Origin of the sequence: Paraburkholderia sp. Clong3, from assembly GCF_050436485.1 — a bacterium.
Lineage (GTDB): Bacteria > Pseudomonadota > Gammaproteobacteria > Burkholderiales > Burkholderiaceae > Paraburkholderia > Paraburkholderia tuberum.
The window spans coordinates 2,485,703-2,502,630 of sequence record NZ_JBNDMH010000002.1; the positions used below are offsets into that span (position 1 = coordinate 2,485,703).

Here is a 16,928-nt window from a genome sequence, read left to right on the forward strand (position 1 = left end):
TTCGGACGATTGGCAGACACCGCGCGTTCGCGCATCATGATCGCCACGGACTGCGATGACGACAGTTCCGCGGAGCCCGAGGACTACTGCTGGCTGAGCGTCATGGACAATAGCCGCGCGGTGATGTCCACGATCGGAATCACGCGGTTGTAGGCCATGCGGGTCGGTCCGATCACACCGAGCGTGCCGACGATCTTGCCGTTCACCTCGTACGGCGCGGTGACGACGCTCATTTCCTCGATCGGTACCAGATTCGATTCGCCGCCAATGAATATTTGCACGCCCGCCGCGTGACTCGACACGTCGAGCAACTGAAGGAGGCTGGTCTTCTGGTCGAACACATCGAACAGCTTGCGCAGGCGCGCCATGTCCGACGAAAGGTCGGCGACTTCGAGCAGATTGCGCTCGCCCGAGATCAACACGGTCTCGCCGGTGTCGGATTCGTCGGTGCTGGCGGTGACGGCCGCGTGCATCAGCGAGGTCATGTCGCCACGCAGCTCGTCGATTTCCTCGCGCAGGCGGCGGCGCACCTCGTCGAACGAGAGGCCCGCGAAGTGCGCGTTGATGTAATTGGAGGCTTCCACCAGCTGCGAAGGCGAAAAGTCGCGCTGGGTGGCGAGGATGCGGTTTTGCACGTCGCCTTCGGGCGTCACGATGATCAGCAGAATGCGCTGGTCGGACAGGCGCATGAATTCGATCTGCTTGAACACATGGCTGCGACGCGGCGTGAGCACGACGCCGGCGAACTGCGACAGATTTGAGAGCACGCTCGCCGCCGCGGCGACGATCTTCTGCGGCTCGCCCACCTGCAGCGTGGTCTTGACGGTGCGCGTCACCGCCTCCTCGTCGGCGGCGGATTCGACGGTCAGCATCGTGTCGACGAACAGGCGGTAGCCGCGTGGCGTCGGAATGCGCCCTGCCGACGTATGCGGACTGATCACGAGCCCCAGATCCTCGAGGTCCGACATCACGTTGCGGATCGTGGCCGGACTCAGTTCGAGGCCCGAATAACGTGACAGCGTGCGCGAGCCGACCGGCTGACCTTCGGCGATGTAGCGCTCAATCAGCGTTTTGAGGAGGGTTTGTGCGCGAGGATCTAGCATGACGAAAAATTTTAGCTCATTGGCATCGCAGCCGAGAGCGCCCGCGGCGCCCGCTCCCGGCGAATGCACCGCCGTCGGCGGGCTCGCATGTCATCGGGTCTTCACCATTCTAACGATAATCGCGACATACGCAGACGCCCTGCGTGCGCCGCCCCACAACCGGGTTGGTCTGCGGTTCTTTTCAGGCCCTACCTATGGTGTAATGCCGGCATGCAAGTGACCAGCCAGTTCAAGACCGTCGCGCTCGTCGGGCGCAGCAATACGCCAGGCATCGGCGAGCCGCTGACCGCGCTCGCCGCCTGCATCGCGAAGCTCGGCCTCGAAGTCGTGTTCGAAGCAGACACCGCCGCCGAAATCGGCGTGACCGACTATCCGGCGCTGCGTCTCGCCGAGATCGGCGCGCGCGCCGACGTCGCCGTGGTGCTCGGCGGCGACGGCACGATGCTCGGCATCGGCCGCCAGCTCGCGCCGTATCGCACGCCCTTGATCGGCATCAATCACGGGCGGCTCGGCTTCATCACGGACATTCCGATCTCCGACATGCGCGAGATCGTGCCGCAGATGCTGTCCGGCAATTTCGAGCGCGAGGAGCGCTTGCTGCTCGAAGCGCGCATCGTGCGCGACGGCACGCCGATCTACCACGCGCTCGCGTTCAACGACGTGGTGGTCAACCGCAGCGGCTTCTCGGGCATGGCGGAGTTGCGCGTGTCGGTCGATGGCCGCTTCATGTACAACCAGCGCTCGGACGGCCTGATCGTCGCGACGCCGACCGGCTCGACCGCGTATTCGCTGTCCTCGCAGGGGCCGATCCTGCATCCGCAACTACAGGGCATCGTGCTCGTGCCGATCGCGCCGCACGCGCTGTCGAACCGGCCGATCGTGCTGCCGGACGAATCGAAGGTCAGCATCCAGATCGTTTCCGGGCGCGAGGTGAACGTCAATTTCGACATGCAGTCGTTCACGTCGCTGGAGCTCGGTGACACGATCGAGGTGCGCCGTTCGCGTCACACGGTGCCGATGCTGCATCCGGTCGGCTACAGCTACTATGCGACGCTACGCAAGAAGCTGCACTGGCACGAGTACCCGTCGCACGAAGAAGACCCGAGGCCGTAAGCGGCACTTTGATTTCGCACGCCGCCGCGGCCGCCACCCGAATCCCAAGCTCACCCGACGACCTCCATGCTTCGCCACCTCTCGATACGCGACTTCGTCATCGTCGCCGCGCTCGACCTCGAATTCGACAGCGGCTTTACCGTTTTCTCGGGCGAAACCGGCGCCGGCAAATCGATCCTGATCGACGCGCTCGCGCTGGCACTAGGCGCGCGCGCCGAGGCGAGCGTCGTGCGCACCGGCGAGAGCCGCGCCGACATCACCGCGGAGTTCGAGACGCACGCACAGGTCGATCAATGGCTCGACACGCAGGCGCTCGGCGCGGCCGACAACGGCCAGCACGGCGGCACCGTGATGCTGCGGCGGGTGGTCGACGCGAACGGCCGCTCGCGCGCGTTCATCAACGGTACGGCGGCCACGCTCGCGCAGCTGCGCGAGGTCGGCGAGATGCTCGTCGATATTCACGGCCAGCACGCGCACCAGTTGCTGATGCGCCCCGACGCGCAGCGCGAGCTGTTCGACACGCACGCGGGCCTGTCCGACCTGGCCGCCGCCGTCACGCGCGCGTGGCGCACGTGGCGCGACAAGGCGCAGGTCGTCGAGCACGCGCAAACGCGCGATCGCGAGCTGCAACTCGAACGCGAGCGACTCGCGTGGCAACTCACCGAACTCGACAAGCTCGCGCCACAGCCGGGCGAATGGGAAGAAGTCAACACCGAGCATCGGCGGCTGTCGCATTCCGCGAATCTGATCGACGGCGTGCAGGGAGCGCTCGGCGCGCTGTCCGAATCGGACGACGCGATGATCACGCATCTCGGCTCGATCGTGTCGAAGGTGCGCGACCTCGCGGAGATCGACCCCGCGCTGAACGACGTGCTCGCCGCGCTCGAACCGGCCGAAATCCAGTTGCAGGAAGCCGCGTATTCGCTGAGCCACTACGCGCAGAAGCTCGAGCTCGATCCGGAGCGGCTCGCGCAGGTCGAAAAACGCCTCGACGCGCTGCACTCGGCCGCGCGCAAGTTCCGCCTGCGGCCTGAGACGCTGCCGGAAGAACACGCCGAGCGGCGCAAGCAACTGGCCGCGCTCGACGCCGCCGCCGACCTCGACGGCCTGCGCGCCGCCGAAGCGCAAGCGAAGGAAGTGTTCGTCGCCGAGGCGAAAAAGCTGTCGAAGGCACGCGCGAAAGCAGGCAAGGCGCTCGGCGAGGCGGTCACGACCGGCATGCAGGAACTGTCGATGAAAGGCGGCAGCTTCGACGTCGCGCTGGTGCCGCTGCCCGAAGGTGGCGCGCACGGGCTCGAGCAGATCGAGTTCCGCGTCGCCGGTCATGCCGGCGTGCCGCTGCGGCCGCTCGCGAAGGTTGCGTCAGGCGGCGAACTCGCGCGTATCAGTCTCGCGCTCGCAGTGATCGCGAGCGCGGCCAGCCCGACACCGACCCTGATCTTCGACGAAGTGGATACGGGCATCGGCGGCGGCGTGGCCGAAGTGGTCGGACGGCTATTGCATCAGCTCGGCGAGGCGCGCCAGGTGCTGTGCGTGACCCATCTGCCGCAGGTCGCCGCGCGCGGCGATCATCATTTCCAGGTCGCAAAGATGAGCAACGGCACCGGCGGCACGCTCAGCAGCGTGAGCGCGCTCGACAAGGCGAGCCGCATCGAGGAAGTCGCGCGAATGCTCGGCGGCCTCGAAATCACGGCGACCACGCGCAAGCACGCGAAGGAAATGCTGGCCGCCTGAAATTGCGCCGCGCATAGGCGGCCGCACACGGCTGAGTCGGCCTGGCCGGGACGTCACACCGATCCCGGCCGCGCATGATGCGCTACGCGAAGTGCGTGAGCGCCCTTACCCAAACACCCTCTTCCACAACGCCAGCACCGCCTCGCGCTCGGCCGCGACCAGCGCCGGATCGACCCGCGCCTTCTCCATCCCATCGAGCCGCAGCGTGTGCTGCAGCTTGCGATAGCGCCGATAGGCGGCGCCGACCGTCTCCGCTTCCGCTTCGCTCATCAGCCCGAAACGCGACACCTCACGCAGCAGCGCGATATTGCCGGTATTCCGGATCAGCTCGGGATCGCGCGCCGCATGCAGCAGCACCCAGTACTGCACGGTGAACTCGATATCGACCATGCCGCCGCGGTCGTGCTTCAGGTCGAACAGCGCCGGCGTATGGTTCGGATGTCCCGCCTCGACACGCGCGCGCATCTCGACGATCTCTTTCGCGAGCGGCGCCGCTTCGCGCGGCGTCGTCAGCACCTGTTCGCGGATCGCCTCGAACTTCGCGCCGATCTCCGGATCGCCCGCGCAGTAGCGCGCACGCGTCAGCGCCTGATGCTCCCACACCCACGCGGTATTCGCCGCGTCGCCCTCGCGCAGCTGGTAGCGACGGAACGCATCGAGGTCGGTGATGAGCAGGCCCGACTCGCCGTTGGGTCGCAGCCGCAGGTCGATGTCGAACAATGTGCCGGCGCCGGTCGCGGTGGTCAGCCATGTGATCAGACGCCGTGTGTAGGTTGCGTAGACGTCGGCGGCGGCATCGCCGGGATCGTCGTACAGAAAGATCACGTCGAGGTCCGACGCGTAGCCGAGCTCCTTGCCACCGAGCTTGCCGTAGGCGATCACCGCGAAGCGCGGCACGTCGCGATGACGTTTGGCCAACTGCTTCCACACGGCTTCGATCGTCACGTCGAGCACTGCGTCGGCGAGCTCGGACAGCCGGTCGCTAACGTGCTCGACGGACAGCTTGCCGGCAAGCTCGATCAGCAGAATGCGGAACACCTCGGCCTGATGCGCGTGACGCAGCAGATCCATCTGCTGCTCGACGCCATCGGCGGCGGCGAGCCGCAAACGCAACGTACGCTTGAATTCAGCCCAGTCGAACGGACTGTTGATCGCCTCGACGTCGAGCAGCTCGTCGAGCAGCTGCGGATGGCGGATCAGATAACCGGCCGCCCAGCGCGAGCCGCCCAGCACCGACAGCACCTGGTGCAGCGCCTGCGGATACTCGGTCAGAAGCGCCAGATACGCGCCGCGCCGGCTCACCGCTTCGAGCAGATCGAACAGGCGCGCGACCGTATCGCCGCGCCGCCCGGCCGGCTCCAGCGTGCGCGCGGCTTCGAGCGCGCGCTGCGCGACGATGTCGAAACGCTGCCGGCTGCGCTCGTTCAGGCCCGTGTAGCGCGACGAGCGCCACACCGCCTGCAGCCGGGCGAGCAGCTCACCGGGCTCGGCCACCCCCAGTTCGACGAGGCGCGCGCGCAGTGCGTCGTCGGCGCTATCGTCGGCGAGCGCGCTGCTCCACACCCACGCGGCCGCGCCGTCCTCGGGCGCGCCGCAACCGTCGCGGCCGCCCACCTTGTCGGCGAAAATCTGGTCGAACTGCTGTTCGACGAACTCGCGATGCGCGTCGAGCTTCGTCATCAATTGCGGGTAGTCGTCGCAGCCCATTACGCGCGCGAGCGCCATGCGGTCTTCGGCATCGACGGGCATCGCGTGGGTCTGCGCGTCGTTGCGATATTGCAAACGATGCTCGAGCTCCCGCAGAAAGCGATACGCCTGCGACAGCTTCACGCACACCGACGGATCCATCAACCCATTCGTGGCCGCGTGGCGCAGCACGGCGAGCGTCGGCCGCACGCGAAAGCCGGCGTCCTGGCCGCCGCGGATCAGCTGGAACACCTGCGCGCTGAATTCGATTTCACGGATGCCGCCACGGCCGAGCTTGATGTCGTCGGCCTTGTCGGGGCGCATCGACGCGCGGCGCTGCGCCTCCTGGCGGATCTGCAGATGCAGCGCGCGAATCGCGCTGATCACGCCGAAATCCAGATAGCGTCGATAGACGAACGGCGTGACGATCGCCCCGAGCTGCTTCTGCAGCCGCTGCGCCGAGGCGCTCGCGCCCTCGGACACGAGCCGGCCCTTGATCCACGCGTAGCGCTCCCACTCGCGGCCCTGCACATAGAAATACTCTTCGAGCATGCCGAGGCTGCATACGAGCGGCCCCGAATCGCCGTTCGGCCGCAGACGCATATCGACGCGAAACACGTAGCCGTCGGCGGTGACTTCGGCGAGCGCGCCGATCAGCCGCTTGCCGAGCCGCGTGAAGAACTCCTGGGTCGCGAGCGGCGAGCGCTGGCCGCCGGCGGTCTCGCCGTCGTCCTCATAGACGAAGATCAGGTCGATATCCGACGACACGTTCAGCTCGCGCCCGCCGAGCTTGCCCATACCGACCACGCCGAGTGTGAGCCGTTCGCCCTGCTGGTCGCGCGGCTCGCCATACAGCGCTTCGAGCTCGGCGCTCAGCACCGTCAGCGCGCGCTGGATCGTCGTTTCCGCGAGATCGGTCATCGCGCCGGTGACTTCGGCGATATCGGCCTCACCGGCCAGGTCGCGCTCCATCACCGCGCAGAATACTTCGGTGCGCAGCTGGCGCAGCGCGCGCTTCAGCGCATCTTCGTTGACCGGCGCACCGGCTGGGCCCGCCGCCTCGGCGCACAGTTCGTCGAGACGCGCGTCGATGCGCTCGCGCGTCAGCGGTTCGTCGGTCAGCGCGCCGACATGCGCGACCAGTTGCGGGCGGGCCGCGGCGGCGCGCGCGGCATAGTACGAATAGCTGGAACTCAGGAGGGTGGCGTCAGTCATCAAAAATCTGGCTCGCTCGTTGCTTGATCGAATTTGTCCGGCGGTATTCTGACGGTGTACGGTGTCGTTCCGGGGTCGTTGTCGTGTCGTTCCGTCGTGCCATCGGCATGCGGCGACAAGCGTGCCGGCCCCCGTGCCGGACGGCCTCGCCAATCGCCGTCACGGGCCATCGGACAGGGTTTGCAGGAGGTCCGCCGACGCTTTCCCGTGTGATACATTTCGTCGTTAACACGCAAAACTACCATACGCCCAGCCGCCGCAGCATGTCCGAGCGAAACGAATCCGCCGACCCGCAAACCCCACCGCAGGTCCGGCATGTGAGCGGAAGCGACCACATCGTGCTGCGTCGGACGTTGCGCGTGCTCGCCGCGCTCGCGCTCATCCTCTATTTCATCGCGGGCGGACTGTTTCTGGGTTTGCGCTACGTGGTGCTGCCGCGCGCCGACATGTTCCGGCCGCGCATCGAAGCCGCGGTCTCCGACAAGCTGCGCACCCAATTCACGATCGGCCGGCTCGCGCCGCACTGGAGCGGCTTCCAGCCAGGGCTCGATGTCACGAATCTCGTCATCCGCGATCACGACGGCCAACCCGCGCTGACGATTCCGCACGCCACCGCGTCGGTGTCCTGGCGCTCGCTGTGGGAGTTTCATCTGGCGCTGTCGAGCCTGATCGTCGATCAGCCGGACGTGCTGGTGTCGCGCAGCGAGGACGGCGTGCTGTCGGTCGCGGGCGTGCCGGTGCCGACGCGCCACAGCGGCAACGACGCGCTGTCCACCTGGTTGTTGCGTCAGCAGGCGATCGTCGTGCGCGGCGGCGTGCTGCGCTGGCGCGACGCGACGCGCAACGAACCCGAACTGGCGCTGCGCGACATCCGCATCGCGATCCTCAATGACGGCCGCGACCACCGCATGGCGCTGCAGGCGCCACCCGACGGCCAGGTGCTGAAAGGCCCGCTCGACTTCCGCACGCACTTCCGCCACGCGCCGCTCTCGGCGCTCGGCAAGCCGATCAACTGGAGCGGGCAGGTGTACATGTCGACGGGCCCGGTCGATCTGCCGACGCTCGCGCGCTACGTCCAGTTCCCGATCGAGACGTTCGCCGGCCGCATCGACAATGCAATCTGGATCGACTTCAGCGAAGGCCGCATGACCCAGGCGACCGGCCAGTTGAGCGGTTACGACGTCGCGATGCGCGTGCGCCCGACCCAGCCAAAGCTGCTCGTGCCGATCGCCCACTTTCTGTGGCGCGTCGAGGCAAACGAAGGCGAGTACCGGCTGCAGCTGTCGGACCTGCGTGCCGAGCTCGGCCAGCCGCCGCTCGAAGACGGCACGCCGCTCACGCGCATCCTGCGCTTCCGGACCCTCGACAGCCGCTACCGGATGGCGTCGCAGCAGCATGGGCAGCTTTTGAGCGTCAGCGGCGATCGCGTCGATCTCGGCATCCTCGCCGAATTCAGCCGCGCGCTGCCGCTGCCGCGGCACTTTCTCAATGAACTCGTGCGCATCAATCCGCGCGGGCGCGTCGCGAACTACGTGATCGAGCTCGAGCGCGGCAAGCCGGAATCCGGAGAAGTGGGCAGCGACCATCGGCCGACGGGTGCCGAACCGATCGAGCGTTATCGCTTCAAGGGCGATTTGCAGGGCATCAGCTTTGCCGCCCAGGAGCCGGGGCCGGGCCTGACGCCGCGCGGCCACCCGCGCGCCGGCGTTCCCGGCATCGAAAACCTGTGGGGCAACGTCGACGCCGATGAAAAAGGCGGCCACGCGAACTTCGATACGACCAACGTGGCGATCACGCTGCCGGGCGTGTTCGACGATCCGCGTCTCACGCTTGCGCGTCTGCACGGCCGCGCCGACTGGACGATGGGCACGAAGGCACCGGGCGACACGCGTCCCGCGTTCGCGCTCAAGCTCAACGATTTCAGCGTATCGAACCCTGACGTCGAGGCGAGCGCGACTGCGAGCTACAGCAATCCCGGCCACGGCCGCGGCTCGCTCGACCTGAAAGCCGACTTCCAGCGCGCGCAGGTGACGCACATCGCCCGCTATCTGCCGACCGCGGTCAGCGAAAAGCTGCGCATTTACCTCGGCCACGGCTTGCAGGCTGGCGTGTCGCATGGCGGCACGATCGAAGTGCACGGCGACCTGACCAAGTTCCCCTACGCGCGCGACCCCGACGCCGGCATCTTCCACATCGTCGCGCCGTTCACCGGCGGCAAGTTCGATCCGACGTCGTTCCCGCCGCGCAACATGCGCAACGGCACGCCAAACGTTTGGCCGCCGCTCGACGGCATCGACGGCGTGTTCGAGCTCAAGCAGAACGTGCTGCGCTTCGACATCGACCGTGGCCGTTACAAGCGCGTCGCGCTGACCGGCGTGAACGGCCGCATCGACGACCTCGGCACCAAAGGCTCGAACCTCACCATAGAGGGCAACGGCCGCGGCCCGCTCGCCGATATGCTCGACTACGTGAACGGCAGCTCGCTCGGCATCATGGCCCGGCACCAGACCGAAAAGATTCGCGCGGAAGGGCCCGCGTCGCTCGCGCTGAAGCTGACGATCCCGCGTACGCCGAAGCCGCATATCGGCGTGGAAGGTGCGCTCGGCTTCCAGAACAATCGCCTGAGCGTGAGCAATGCGCCGTCGCTGTCGCAGCTGAACGGCCGGGTGCGCTTCACCGAACGCACGGCCGAGGTCGAGCGGCTCTCCGGCCAGTTCCTCGGCGGTGACGTGCGTGCGAACGGCGGCTTGCGGCAAGACGGCACGTACGCGCTCGCACTCAACGGCCACATCGCCGTCGATGCCGCGCGCGAGCTGCATCTGCATGGCCCGGCCGCACAGGTGCTCACGCATATGAGCGGCAGCGCGCCGTATGCATTGCGCGTCACCGGCGCGAAGGGCCGCCTGCCGGAGGTCAGCGCCAACTCTGATCTGAGCGGCCTCGGGCTCGATTTTCCAGCGCCGTTCAAAAAGACTGCCGGCACGCCGATGCCGCTGCACTTCTCGGTCAATCCGTCGACGTTGCCGGGCGAAGCCGGCCTCGAACGCGCCGACCTGACGTTGGGGCCGGTCGCCGCCGCGTATCTGCTGCGCTATCGGCCGAACGCGCAGCCGCGTACGTCACCGACCGTCGTGCGCGGCGCGATCGGCGTGAACCGGCCGGTCGACCTGCCGTCCGAGGGCGTGGTCGCCGCGGCGGACATCAAGGAGATCGATGCCGACGCCTGGCGCGCGCTCGCCGCGCAGCTGCGCGCGGGCGTGAGCGCGGGCGGGGCGAATGGCGTGAACGGCGGTGCGAACGGCGGCAATACCGCCAGCAGCGCGGCCACACCCGCGGCCGCGCCTACGGCCGTGCCGAATCCCATGCTCACGCAGTTCCTGCCGAACCGCTTCGCGCTGCACATCGACATGCTTACGCTGCTCAAGCGTCACTGGGACAACGTGATCGTCGGCGCATCGCACACGGACCGCACGTGGCAGGCGAACATCGCGTCGAATCAGGTGTCAGGCCACGTGTCGTGGCTGCCGGGAGCGACCCGCGAATCGCCGGGCGAACTGCAGGCGCGCTTCGCGCGCGTCGTGATTCCGTCGGTCGCGGACAAGGACCTGCTCGGTCCGGCGATGTCGGCGCCCGCGCTGAACATGCCGTCGATCGATCTGGTCGTCGACGAGCTGATCGTGCACGATCGCAACGTCGGCCGGCTCGAGGTCGACGCGCACAACTTCGAAGAAAACGGCGTGCCGGTCTGGCAGCTCGACAAGCTCGACGTGACGAACCCCACCGCGACGCTGACCGCGACCGCGAACTGGCGCACCTCGACCGAACTGCCCATCTCGGCCGACGAAGCCATGCCGCGCCGCACCGTGTTCGATTTCAAGCTCGACATCAAGGATGCCGGCGCGATGCTCGAGCGCTTCGGTCTGCCGAGGACGCTCAGGGGCGGCACCGGCTCGATTCAGGGCAAGGCCGTGTGGCAAGGCGGCCCGACCACGATCGACTATTCGACGCTGAACGGCAACCTCGCGCTGGATCTACGCCACGGTCAGATCCTGAAGGTCGATCCGGGCGTCGCGACGCTGCTCGGCGTGCTGAGCCTGCAAAGCCTCGCGCGCATCGCCACACTCAATTTCCGCGATGTGATCGGCGAGGGCCTGCCGTTCTCGAGCGTGACGGGTACCGCGCAGATTCATGACGGCATCGCCCGCACCGACAACTTCAGGATGGTGACCGCGCCGGCCCGCGCCGAGATGGTGGGCTCGGTCGACATCGCGCAGAAGAGCCAGGACCTGCACCTGCACGTAGTGCCGACCGTCAGCGCCGGCTCCGCGGTGATCGCCGCGACGGTCATCAATCCGCTGATCGGCCTCGGCGCACTGATCGCCGATATCGCGTTCACACATGGGGTGTCGCACGTATTCGCGCGCGACTACGCGATCACCGGCTCGTGGTCGAAACCGCACGTCGAGCGGGTGACGGGCGAAGGGGGTAAGATTGACGCTCCGGCTTCGACCGTGGAAGCGCACTGAGCTCCGGTTTCCCTGGCGCCGCCGTCTCGAACCACGCGGCCGCTCGTGCCGCTCTATCGACTCAATGCGCCAACGGGGCCGAGCCAGCCCAGAACCATGCATGCGGCGCCCGCGCTTCACACCGCCGCCCGCCGGGAGTCTTTCGACACGCTCATGAGCGAAACACACGTCACTTCATCCGCATCCGCCGCAACGTCCAGCGGCCTTGTAGCCAGCCCCTTCCGGGTCGCCGCGCTGCAGATGGTCAGCTCGCCGGATCGCGATCGCAATCTCGCCGACGCAGAGCGCCTGATCGCAGAAGCCGCCGCCGACGGCGCGCAACTCGTGCTGCTCCCCGAGTATTTCTGTTTCATGGGCTTCAAGGACACCGACAAGCTCGCCGTGCGCGAGCCACATCAGGACGGCCCGATCCAACGCTTTCTCGCCGACGCCGCGCGCCGCCACCAGATCTGGGTGATCGGCGGCACCCTGCCGCTGAACGCACCGGAGCCGTCGCGCGTACTGAACACGACGCTGGTGTTCGACCCGAACGGCAACGAGGCCGCGCGCTACGACAAGATCCACCTGTTCAACTTCGAAAAGGGCGAAGAATCGTTCGACGAAGCGCGCACGATTCGACCCGGCACCTCGGTGCAAAGCTTCGAGGCGCCATTCGGCCGGGTCGGCCTGTCGGTCTGCTACGATCTGCGCTTTCCCGAGCTGTACCGGCGCATGGGCGACTGCGCGCTGATCGTGGTGCCGTCGGCGTTTACCTACACGACCGGCCGCGCGCATTGGGAGCTGCTGCTGCGCACTCGCGCGATCGAAAACCAGTGCTATGTGCTCGCCGCGGCGCAAGGCGGCAAACATGAAAACGGCCGCCGCACCTGGGGCCACAGCATGCTGATCGACCCGTGGGGCGAGATCGTCGCGGTGCGCGACGAGGGCGCCGGCGTGGTCGCGGGCAACCTCGAACGCGCGCGCATCGACGAAGTGCGGCAGAGCCTGCCGGCATGGCGTCATCGCGTGCTGACCTGAAACCGACATTGAAACTGCGGCGCCTGCCACGCATATAGCGACGCAGGCGCTCCCCGACCCCTTCGTATCGAGCAGAACATACTTCGCATGAACATCATCGAACCCGGTATCCGTAATCTCGCCGCCGCCAAGGACATTCTCCTCACGCCCTATGGTCTCGACGAATCGCTGCTCACGCGCACGCTCGCCGAAATCTTCACGCACCGCGTCGACTACGCGGACCTGTACTTCCAGACCACCCGCAGCGAAGCGTGGAGTCTCGAGGAAGGCATCGTAAAGTCGGGCAGCTTCAGCATCGATCAGGGTGTCGGCGTGCGCGCCGTGTCGGGCGACCGCACCGCGTTCGCCTACTCGGACGACCTGTCGCCCGAAGCGATCCGCCAGGCGGCCATCGCCACGCGCGCGATCGCCAAGGCAGGCGGCGGCAAGCAGAAGATCAAGGTGGCGTCGTCGCTGACCGGCATCGCCGGGCGCGATCTGTACCTGCCGTCCGACCCGCTGCATTCGCTCGACGCCACCGCCAAGGTCAAGCTGCTCGAGCGCATCGAGCAGATGGCGCGCGGCCGCGACCCGCGCATCCAGCAGGTGATGGCGGGCCTCGCCGGCGAATACGACGTGGTGCTGGTCGCGCGCAGCGACGGCGGCTTCGCGGCCGACATCCGGCCGCTCGTGCGTGTCTCGGTGACGGTGATCGCCGAGCAGAACGGCCGCCGCGAAATCGGCAGCGGCGGCGGCGGCGGGCGTTTCGACTACGGCTATTTCACCGATGAAGTGCTGTCGCGCTATGTCGACGACGCGGTGCACGCCGCTCTCGTCAATCTCGACGCGCGTCCGGCGCCGGCCGGCGCGATGACCGTCGTGCTCGGGCCGGGCTGGCCCGGCGTGCTGCTGCACGAGGCGATCGGCCACGGGCTCGAGGGCGACTTCAACCGCAAAGGGTCGTCGGCATTCGCGGGACGCATCGGCGAGCAGGTCGCCGCGAAGGGCGTCACCGTGGTCGACGACGGCACGCTGCCGAATCGTCGCGGCTCGCTCAATATCGACGACGAAGGTAATCCGACCCAGTGCACGACGCTGATCGAGGACGGCATCCTGAAGGGCTACATCCAGGACACCCTGAACGCGCGTCTGATGAAGATGCCGGTCACCGGCAACGCACGGCGCGAATCGTACGCGGCGCTGCCGATGCCGCGCATGACCAACACGTACATGCTGAACGGCGACAAGGACCCGCAAGAAATCCTCGCATCCGTGAAGAACGGCCTGTATGCGGTGAACTTCGGCGGCGGTCAGGTCGACATCACGAACGGCAAATTCGTGTTCTCGGCCTCCGAGGCGTACATGATCGAGAACGGCAAGATCACGTATCCGGTCAAGGGCGCGACGCTGATCGGCAGCGGACCGGAATCGCTGAAGTACGTCACGATGATCGGCAACGACATGAAGCTCGATTCGGGCGTGGGCGTGTGCGGCAAGGAAGGCCAGAGCGTGCCGGTGGGCGTCGGTCAACCGACGCTGCGCATCGAGCGGATGACGGTCGGCGGCACGGCCTGATTTCGTCACGGATGCACGCTTCGCGCACGCAAGGCGCGAAGCGTGCGGGTTTTCCGCATTTTTCGACGCCCCAGCTTGTCAGCCGAGCCTGTACCGGGTTATAAACTCACTCACCCTTTTTGACCAGCGACGCATTCACTTCGCCATGTCCGCCAAGTTTTATTTTTACTTTTTTTGGTATCTCAGACCGCTGGCGGATCGAGAGGGGTGTTAGTGCACGCAGGACACCGAGAATTCCCGAAAAACCGCCAGCTAGCCTGGCGGTTTTTTTTCGTCTCACGCTTTTCGATACCTGACTGACATTTTGTCGTTGACCATTTTTTGATCGTCGCCCGCTCTGGCCTCGCTGTTTGATCACTGACTGATCGCCCCCGTTGCCCGCGCGAACACGCTACGAACCGATTCAGGAGAACAACATGCCCCCGCACAATACCGATGATGTCCGCATCCGCGAATTGAAAGAACTCACGCCGCCCGCTCACCTGATCCGCGAATTTGCCTGCGACGAGACGGTTTCCAACGTGATCTACGACTCGCGCACCGCGATGCATCGCATTCTGCACGGCATGGACGATCGTCTGATCGTCGTGATCGGCCCGTGCTCGATTCACGATCCGAAGGCCGCGATCGAATACGCGGGGCGTCTGATCGAGCAGCGCAAGCGCTTTGCCGGCGAACTCGAAGTCGTGATGCGCGTGTACTTCGAAAAGCCGCGTACGACAGTGGGGTGGAAGGGTCTCATCAACGACCCGCATATGGACAACAGCTTCAAGATCAACGAAGGTCTGCGCACCGCGCGCGAGCTGCTTCTGCGCATCAACGAACTCGGCCTGCCGGCCGGCACCGAGTACCTCGACATGATCAGCCCGCAGTACATCGCGGATCTGATCTCCTGGGGTGCCATCGGCGCGCGCACGACCGAATCGCAGGTGCACCGGGAACTGGCTTCGGGACTGTCGTGCCCGGTCGGCTTCAAGAACGGCACGGACGGCAACGTGAAGATCGCCGTCGACGCGATCAAGGCCGCCTCGCAGCCGCACCATTTCCTGTCGGTCACGAAGGGCGGCCACTCGGCGATCGTATCGACCGCGGGCAACGAGGACTGCCACGTGATTCTGCGCGGCGGCAAAACGCCGAACTACGACGCCGACAACGTCAACGCGGCCTGCGCGGACATCGGCAAGGCGGGTCTCGCCGCACGTCTGATGATCGACGCGAGCCATGCGAACAGCTCGAAGAAGCACGAAAACCAGATTCCGGTGTGCGCGGACATCGGCCGTCAGATCGCCGCGGGTGACGAGCGGATCGTCGGCGTGATGGTGGAGTCGCACCTCGTCGCGGGTCGCCAGGATCTGCAGGAAGGCTGCGAGCTCACGTACGGCCAGAGCATTACCGATGCGTGTATCGGCTGGGACGAAAGCGTCGCGGTGCTCGAAGGCCTTGCCGAAGCGGTCAGGCAGCGCCGCGTCGCGCGCGGCAGCGGCAACTGAACGCCTGCCCCGCCACCACGGCGGGGGCTTGTCAGCCGTCCGTAGAAAAAACCCCGGTTCAATTTCGAACCGGGGTTTTTTATTGGCCATTCGGACGAATGGTACTCAGCCTGCCGCCTCGATATCGTCATAGCGCGTTGCCTGGTCGCTTACACGCTTGACCGGGCTGGAGAATGCGTATAAGATTTTATACATGAGGTGGCGATGGAGCAGGAAAAAGAAATTCGCTGGTTAGGCTCCAGCTACCGTGATTTGCTCGCTTTTCCCAACGAAGCGCGTCGTCTCGCAGGGTTTCAGCTTCACAAGATTCAGTCAGGACTCGACCCTGACGACTGGAAACCGTTCGAGTCTATCGGCGCGGGAACGCGCGAAATTCGCATCAGAGACGAGGACGGCATTTTTCGCGTGATGTACGTCACCAAATACGCCGAAGCGCTGTACGTGCTGCATTGCTTTCAGAAGAAAACGCAGAGGCTCGGACCGCGCGACAGAAGAATTGCCGAAACGCGCTACCGCGCCATCACCCATTACAGGACCACCCAGCCATGACGATCGACACCAACATTCGTCACGTAACGCGAGCCGGCGCGAACGTGTTCCTCGAACTCGGTTTTTCCGCCGATGAAGCGAAGCGCCTTCACGCGGCGTCGCAAAAGCAGATCAACGACACGCGGCTGCTCAAGGAACAGCTGATGACCGAGCTGTCCACGTGGATCGAACAGCATCATCTGAAGCAGGCCGAGGCGGCCGAAATCCTGATGGTGTCGCGCCCGCGCGTGTCCGACGTCGTCAACAAGAAAACCACCAAGTTCACGATCGACACGCTCGTGGAAATGCTGAGCCGCATCGGCAAGCCGGTCACGCTCGCCGTCGGTTGAGCCTCGGCTCGTGCGAAGCACCGTGCGTGTCCATGCGCACATGTGCGTCGCCATTCACGGCGCGCCGCGATCGTGCTGCCACAGCACGTCGGTGCCGCCGTCCGCGCGATTGAGCACGCGCGCCAGCACGAACAGCAGATCGGACAGCCGGTTCACGTACTGACGTGGCGCCGTGTTCAGCGCCTCGTGTTCGCCAAGCGCGACGATCGCCCGCTCCGCGCGGCGGCAAACGGTACGGCACACATGCGCGAGCGCGGCCGCGCGCGAACCGCCCGGCAGAATGAATTCCTTCAGCGGCGGCAGCGTGGCGTTGTAGTCGGCGAGCCAGCCGTCGAGCTGCGCGAGATGCTGTTCGGTAATCATCGTGTGACCGGGAATGCACAGCTCGCCGCCCAGATCGAACAGGTCGTGCTGGATTGCGACCAGCGCCGCGCGTACGTTCTCGGGCAGGTTCTCGCACAACAGCACGCCGAGATTCGAATTGAGTTCGTCGACGTCGCCAATCGCGGCGATACGCGCGCTGTCCTTGCGCACGCGGCGGCCGTCGCCGAGACCGGTGGTGCCGTCGTCGCCGGTGCGAGTGGCGATCTTGCTGAGGCGATTGCCCATGAC

12 protein-coding genes are annotated in these 16,928 nt (G+C 66.1%); 8 read left to right on the forward strand and 4 right to left on the reverse strand.

The window, feature by feature from the left end; all coding sequences use genetic code 11:
- Positions 1–83 precede the first annotated feature (83 nt).
- Complete coding sequence (gene hrcA / locus OKW30_RS15655) at positions 84–1,103, reverse strand: heat-inducible transcriptional repressor HrcA (protein WP_090803113.1); 1,020 nt, start codon at positions 1,101–1,103, stop codon at positions 84–86.
- Positions 1,104–1,313: 210 nt separating this feature from the next.
- Here hrcA and OKW30_RS15660 point away from each other — a divergent pair, with 210 nt between their 5' ends.
- Both OKW30_RS15660 and recN read left to right on the forward strand, forming a co-directional pair.
- Complete coding sequence (locus OKW30_RS15660; protein ID WP_184067299.1) at positions 1,314–2,216, forward strand: NAD kinase; 903 nt, start codon at positions 1,314–1,316, stop codon at positions 2,214–2,216.
- Positions 2,217–2,282: 66 nt separating this feature from the next.
- Complete coding sequence (gene recN / locus OKW30_RS15665) at positions 2,283–3,950, forward strand: DNA repair protein RecN (RefSeq protein ID WP_184067296.1); 1,668 nt, start codon at positions 2,283–2,285, stop codon at positions 3,948–3,950.
- A 105-nt stretch (positions 3,951–4,055) separates the two neighbouring features.
- Here recN and glnE read toward each other — a convergent pair whose 3' ends face one another.
- Positions 4,056–6,851: a bifunctional [glutamate--ammonia ligase]-adenylyl-L-tyrosine phosphorylase/[glutamate--ammonia-ligase] adenylyltransferase gene (gene glnE / locus OKW30_RS15670; protein WP_429347063.1), complete on the reverse strand. Its 2,796-nt coding sequence runs from the start codon at positions 6,849–6,851 to the stop codon at positions 4,056–4,058.
- Between the two features lie 263 nt (positions 6,852–7,114).
- On the opposite strand from glnE, the gene OKW30_RS15675 reads away from it, so the two are divergent.
- From OKW30_RS15675 to tldD, 3 genes are all read left to right on the forward strand, one after another.
- Complete coding sequence (locus OKW30_RS15675) at positions 7,115–11,377, forward strand: YhdP family protein (protein ID WP_429347064.1); 4,263 nt, start codon at positions 7,115–7,117, stop codon at positions 11,375–11,377.
- A gap of 153 nt (positions 11,378–11,530) precedes the next feature.
- Positions 11,531–12,394, forward strand: coding sequence for a carbon-nitrogen hydrolase family protein (locus tag OKW30_RS15680; protein WP_184062298.1), 864 nt, complete (start codon positions 11,531–11,533; stop codon positions 12,392–12,394).
- Between the two features lie 87 nt (positions 12,395–12,481).
- Complete coding sequence (tldD, locus tag OKW30_RS15685) at positions 12,482–13,948, forward strand: metalloprotease TldD (RefSeq protein ID WP_018419472.1); 1,467 nt, start codon at positions 12,482–12,484, stop codon at positions 13,946–13,948.
- Between the two features lie 106 nt (positions 13,949–14,054).
- Here the strand turns inward: tldD and OKW30_RS15690 are convergent, their stop codons facing one another.
- On the reverse strand, positions 14,055–14,306 hold the full coding sequence (locus tag OKW30_RS15690) for a hypothetical protein (protein WP_221311849.1): 252 nt from the start codon (positions 14,304–14,306) through the stop codon (positions 14,055–14,057).
- Positions 14,307–14,364: 58 nt separating this feature from the next.
- Between OKW30_RS15690 and aroG the strand changes: the two genes are divergently transcribed.
- The 3 genes from aroG to OKW30_RS15705 all read left to right on the forward strand — a co-directional run bounded on the left by aroG (position 14,365) and on the right by OKW30_RS15705 (position 16,316).
- Positions 14,365–15,438, forward strand: coding sequence for a 3-deoxy-7-phosphoheptulonate synthase AroG (gene aroG / locus OKW30_RS15695; RefSeq protein WP_090805593.1), 1,074 nt, complete (start codon positions 14,365–14,367; stop codon positions 15,436–15,438).
- A 204-nt stretch (positions 15,439–15,642) separates the two neighbouring features.
- Positions 15,643–15,987 carry a type II toxin-antitoxin system RelE/ParE family toxin gene (locus tag OKW30_RS15700; protein ID WP_429347065.1) on the forward strand — a complete coding sequence of 115 codons (345 nt, stop codon included), beginning with the start codon at positions 15,643–15,645 and terminating at the stop codon, positions 15,985–15,987.
- Positions 15,984–16,316, forward strand: coding sequence for a helix-turn-helix domain-containing protein (locus OKW30_RS15705; RefSeq protein WP_090803102.1), 333 nt, complete (start codon positions 15,984–15,986; stop codon positions 16,314–16,316). The genes OKW30_RS15700 and OKW30_RS15705 overlap by 4 nt, the downstream gene beginning before the upstream one ends.
- A 54-nt stretch (positions 16,317–16,370) precedes the next feature.
- On the opposite strand, the gene OKW30_RS15710 is transcribed toward OKW30_RS15705, so the two are convergent.
- Positions 16,371–16,925, reverse strand: a complete 555-nt coding sequence (locus OKW30_RS15710) for a cob(I)yrinic acid a,c-diamide adenosyltransferase (RefSeq protein ID WP_184067278.1) — start codon at positions 16,923–16,925, stop codon at positions 16,371–16,373.
- Positions 16,926–16,928 lie beyond the last annotated feature (3 nt).

What these genes read in the sequence shown, in the direction of transcription:
- hrcA (WP_090803113.1), bottom strand. Translation starts at nt 1,103, where the DNA reads ATGCTAGATCCTCGCGCACAAACCCTCCTCAAAACGCTGATTGAGCGC.
- tldD (WP_018419472.1), top strand. Translation starts at nt 12,482, where the DNA reads ATGAACATCATCGAACCCGGTATCCGTAATCTCGCCGCCGCCAAGGAC.
- OKW30_RS15660 (WP_184067299.1), top strand. Translation starts at nt 1,314, where the DNA reads ATGCAAGTGACCAGCCAGTTCAAGACCGTCGCGCTCGTCGGGCGCAGC.
- aroG (WP_090805593.1), top strand. Translation starts at nt 14,365, where the DNA reads ATGCCCCCGCACAATACCGATGATGTCCGCATCCGCGAATTGAAAGAA.
- OKW30_RS15675 (WP_429347064.1), top strand. Translation starts at nt 7,115, where the DNA reads ATGTCCGAGCGAAACGAATCCGCCGACCCGCAAACCCCACCGCAGGTC.
- OKW30_RS15705 (WP_090803102.1), top strand. Translation starts at nt 15,984, where the DNA reads ATGACGATCGACACCAACATTCGTCACGTAACGCGAGCCGGCGCGAAC.
- OKW30_RS15680 (WP_184062298.1), top strand. Translation starts at nt 11,531, where the DNA reads ATGAGCGAAACACACGTCACTTCATCCGCATCCGCCGCAACGTCCAGC.
- OKW30_RS15710 (WP_184067278.1), bottom strand. Translation starts at nt 16,925, where the DNA reads ATGGGCAATCGCCTCAGCAAGATCGCCACTCGCACCGGCGACGACGGC.
- glnE (WP_429347063.1), bottom strand. Translation starts at nt 6,851, where the DNA reads ATGACTGACGCCACCCTCCTGAGTTCCAGCTATTCGTACTATGCCGCG.
- OKW30_RS15700 (WP_429347065.1), top strand. Translation starts at nt 15,643, where the DNA reads ATGGAGCAGGAAAAAGAAATTCGCTGGTTAGGCTCCAGCTACCGTGAT.
- recN (WP_184067296.1), top strand. Translation starts at nt 2,283, where the DNA reads ATGCTTCGCCACCTCTCGATACGCGACTTCGTCATCGTCGCCGCGCTC.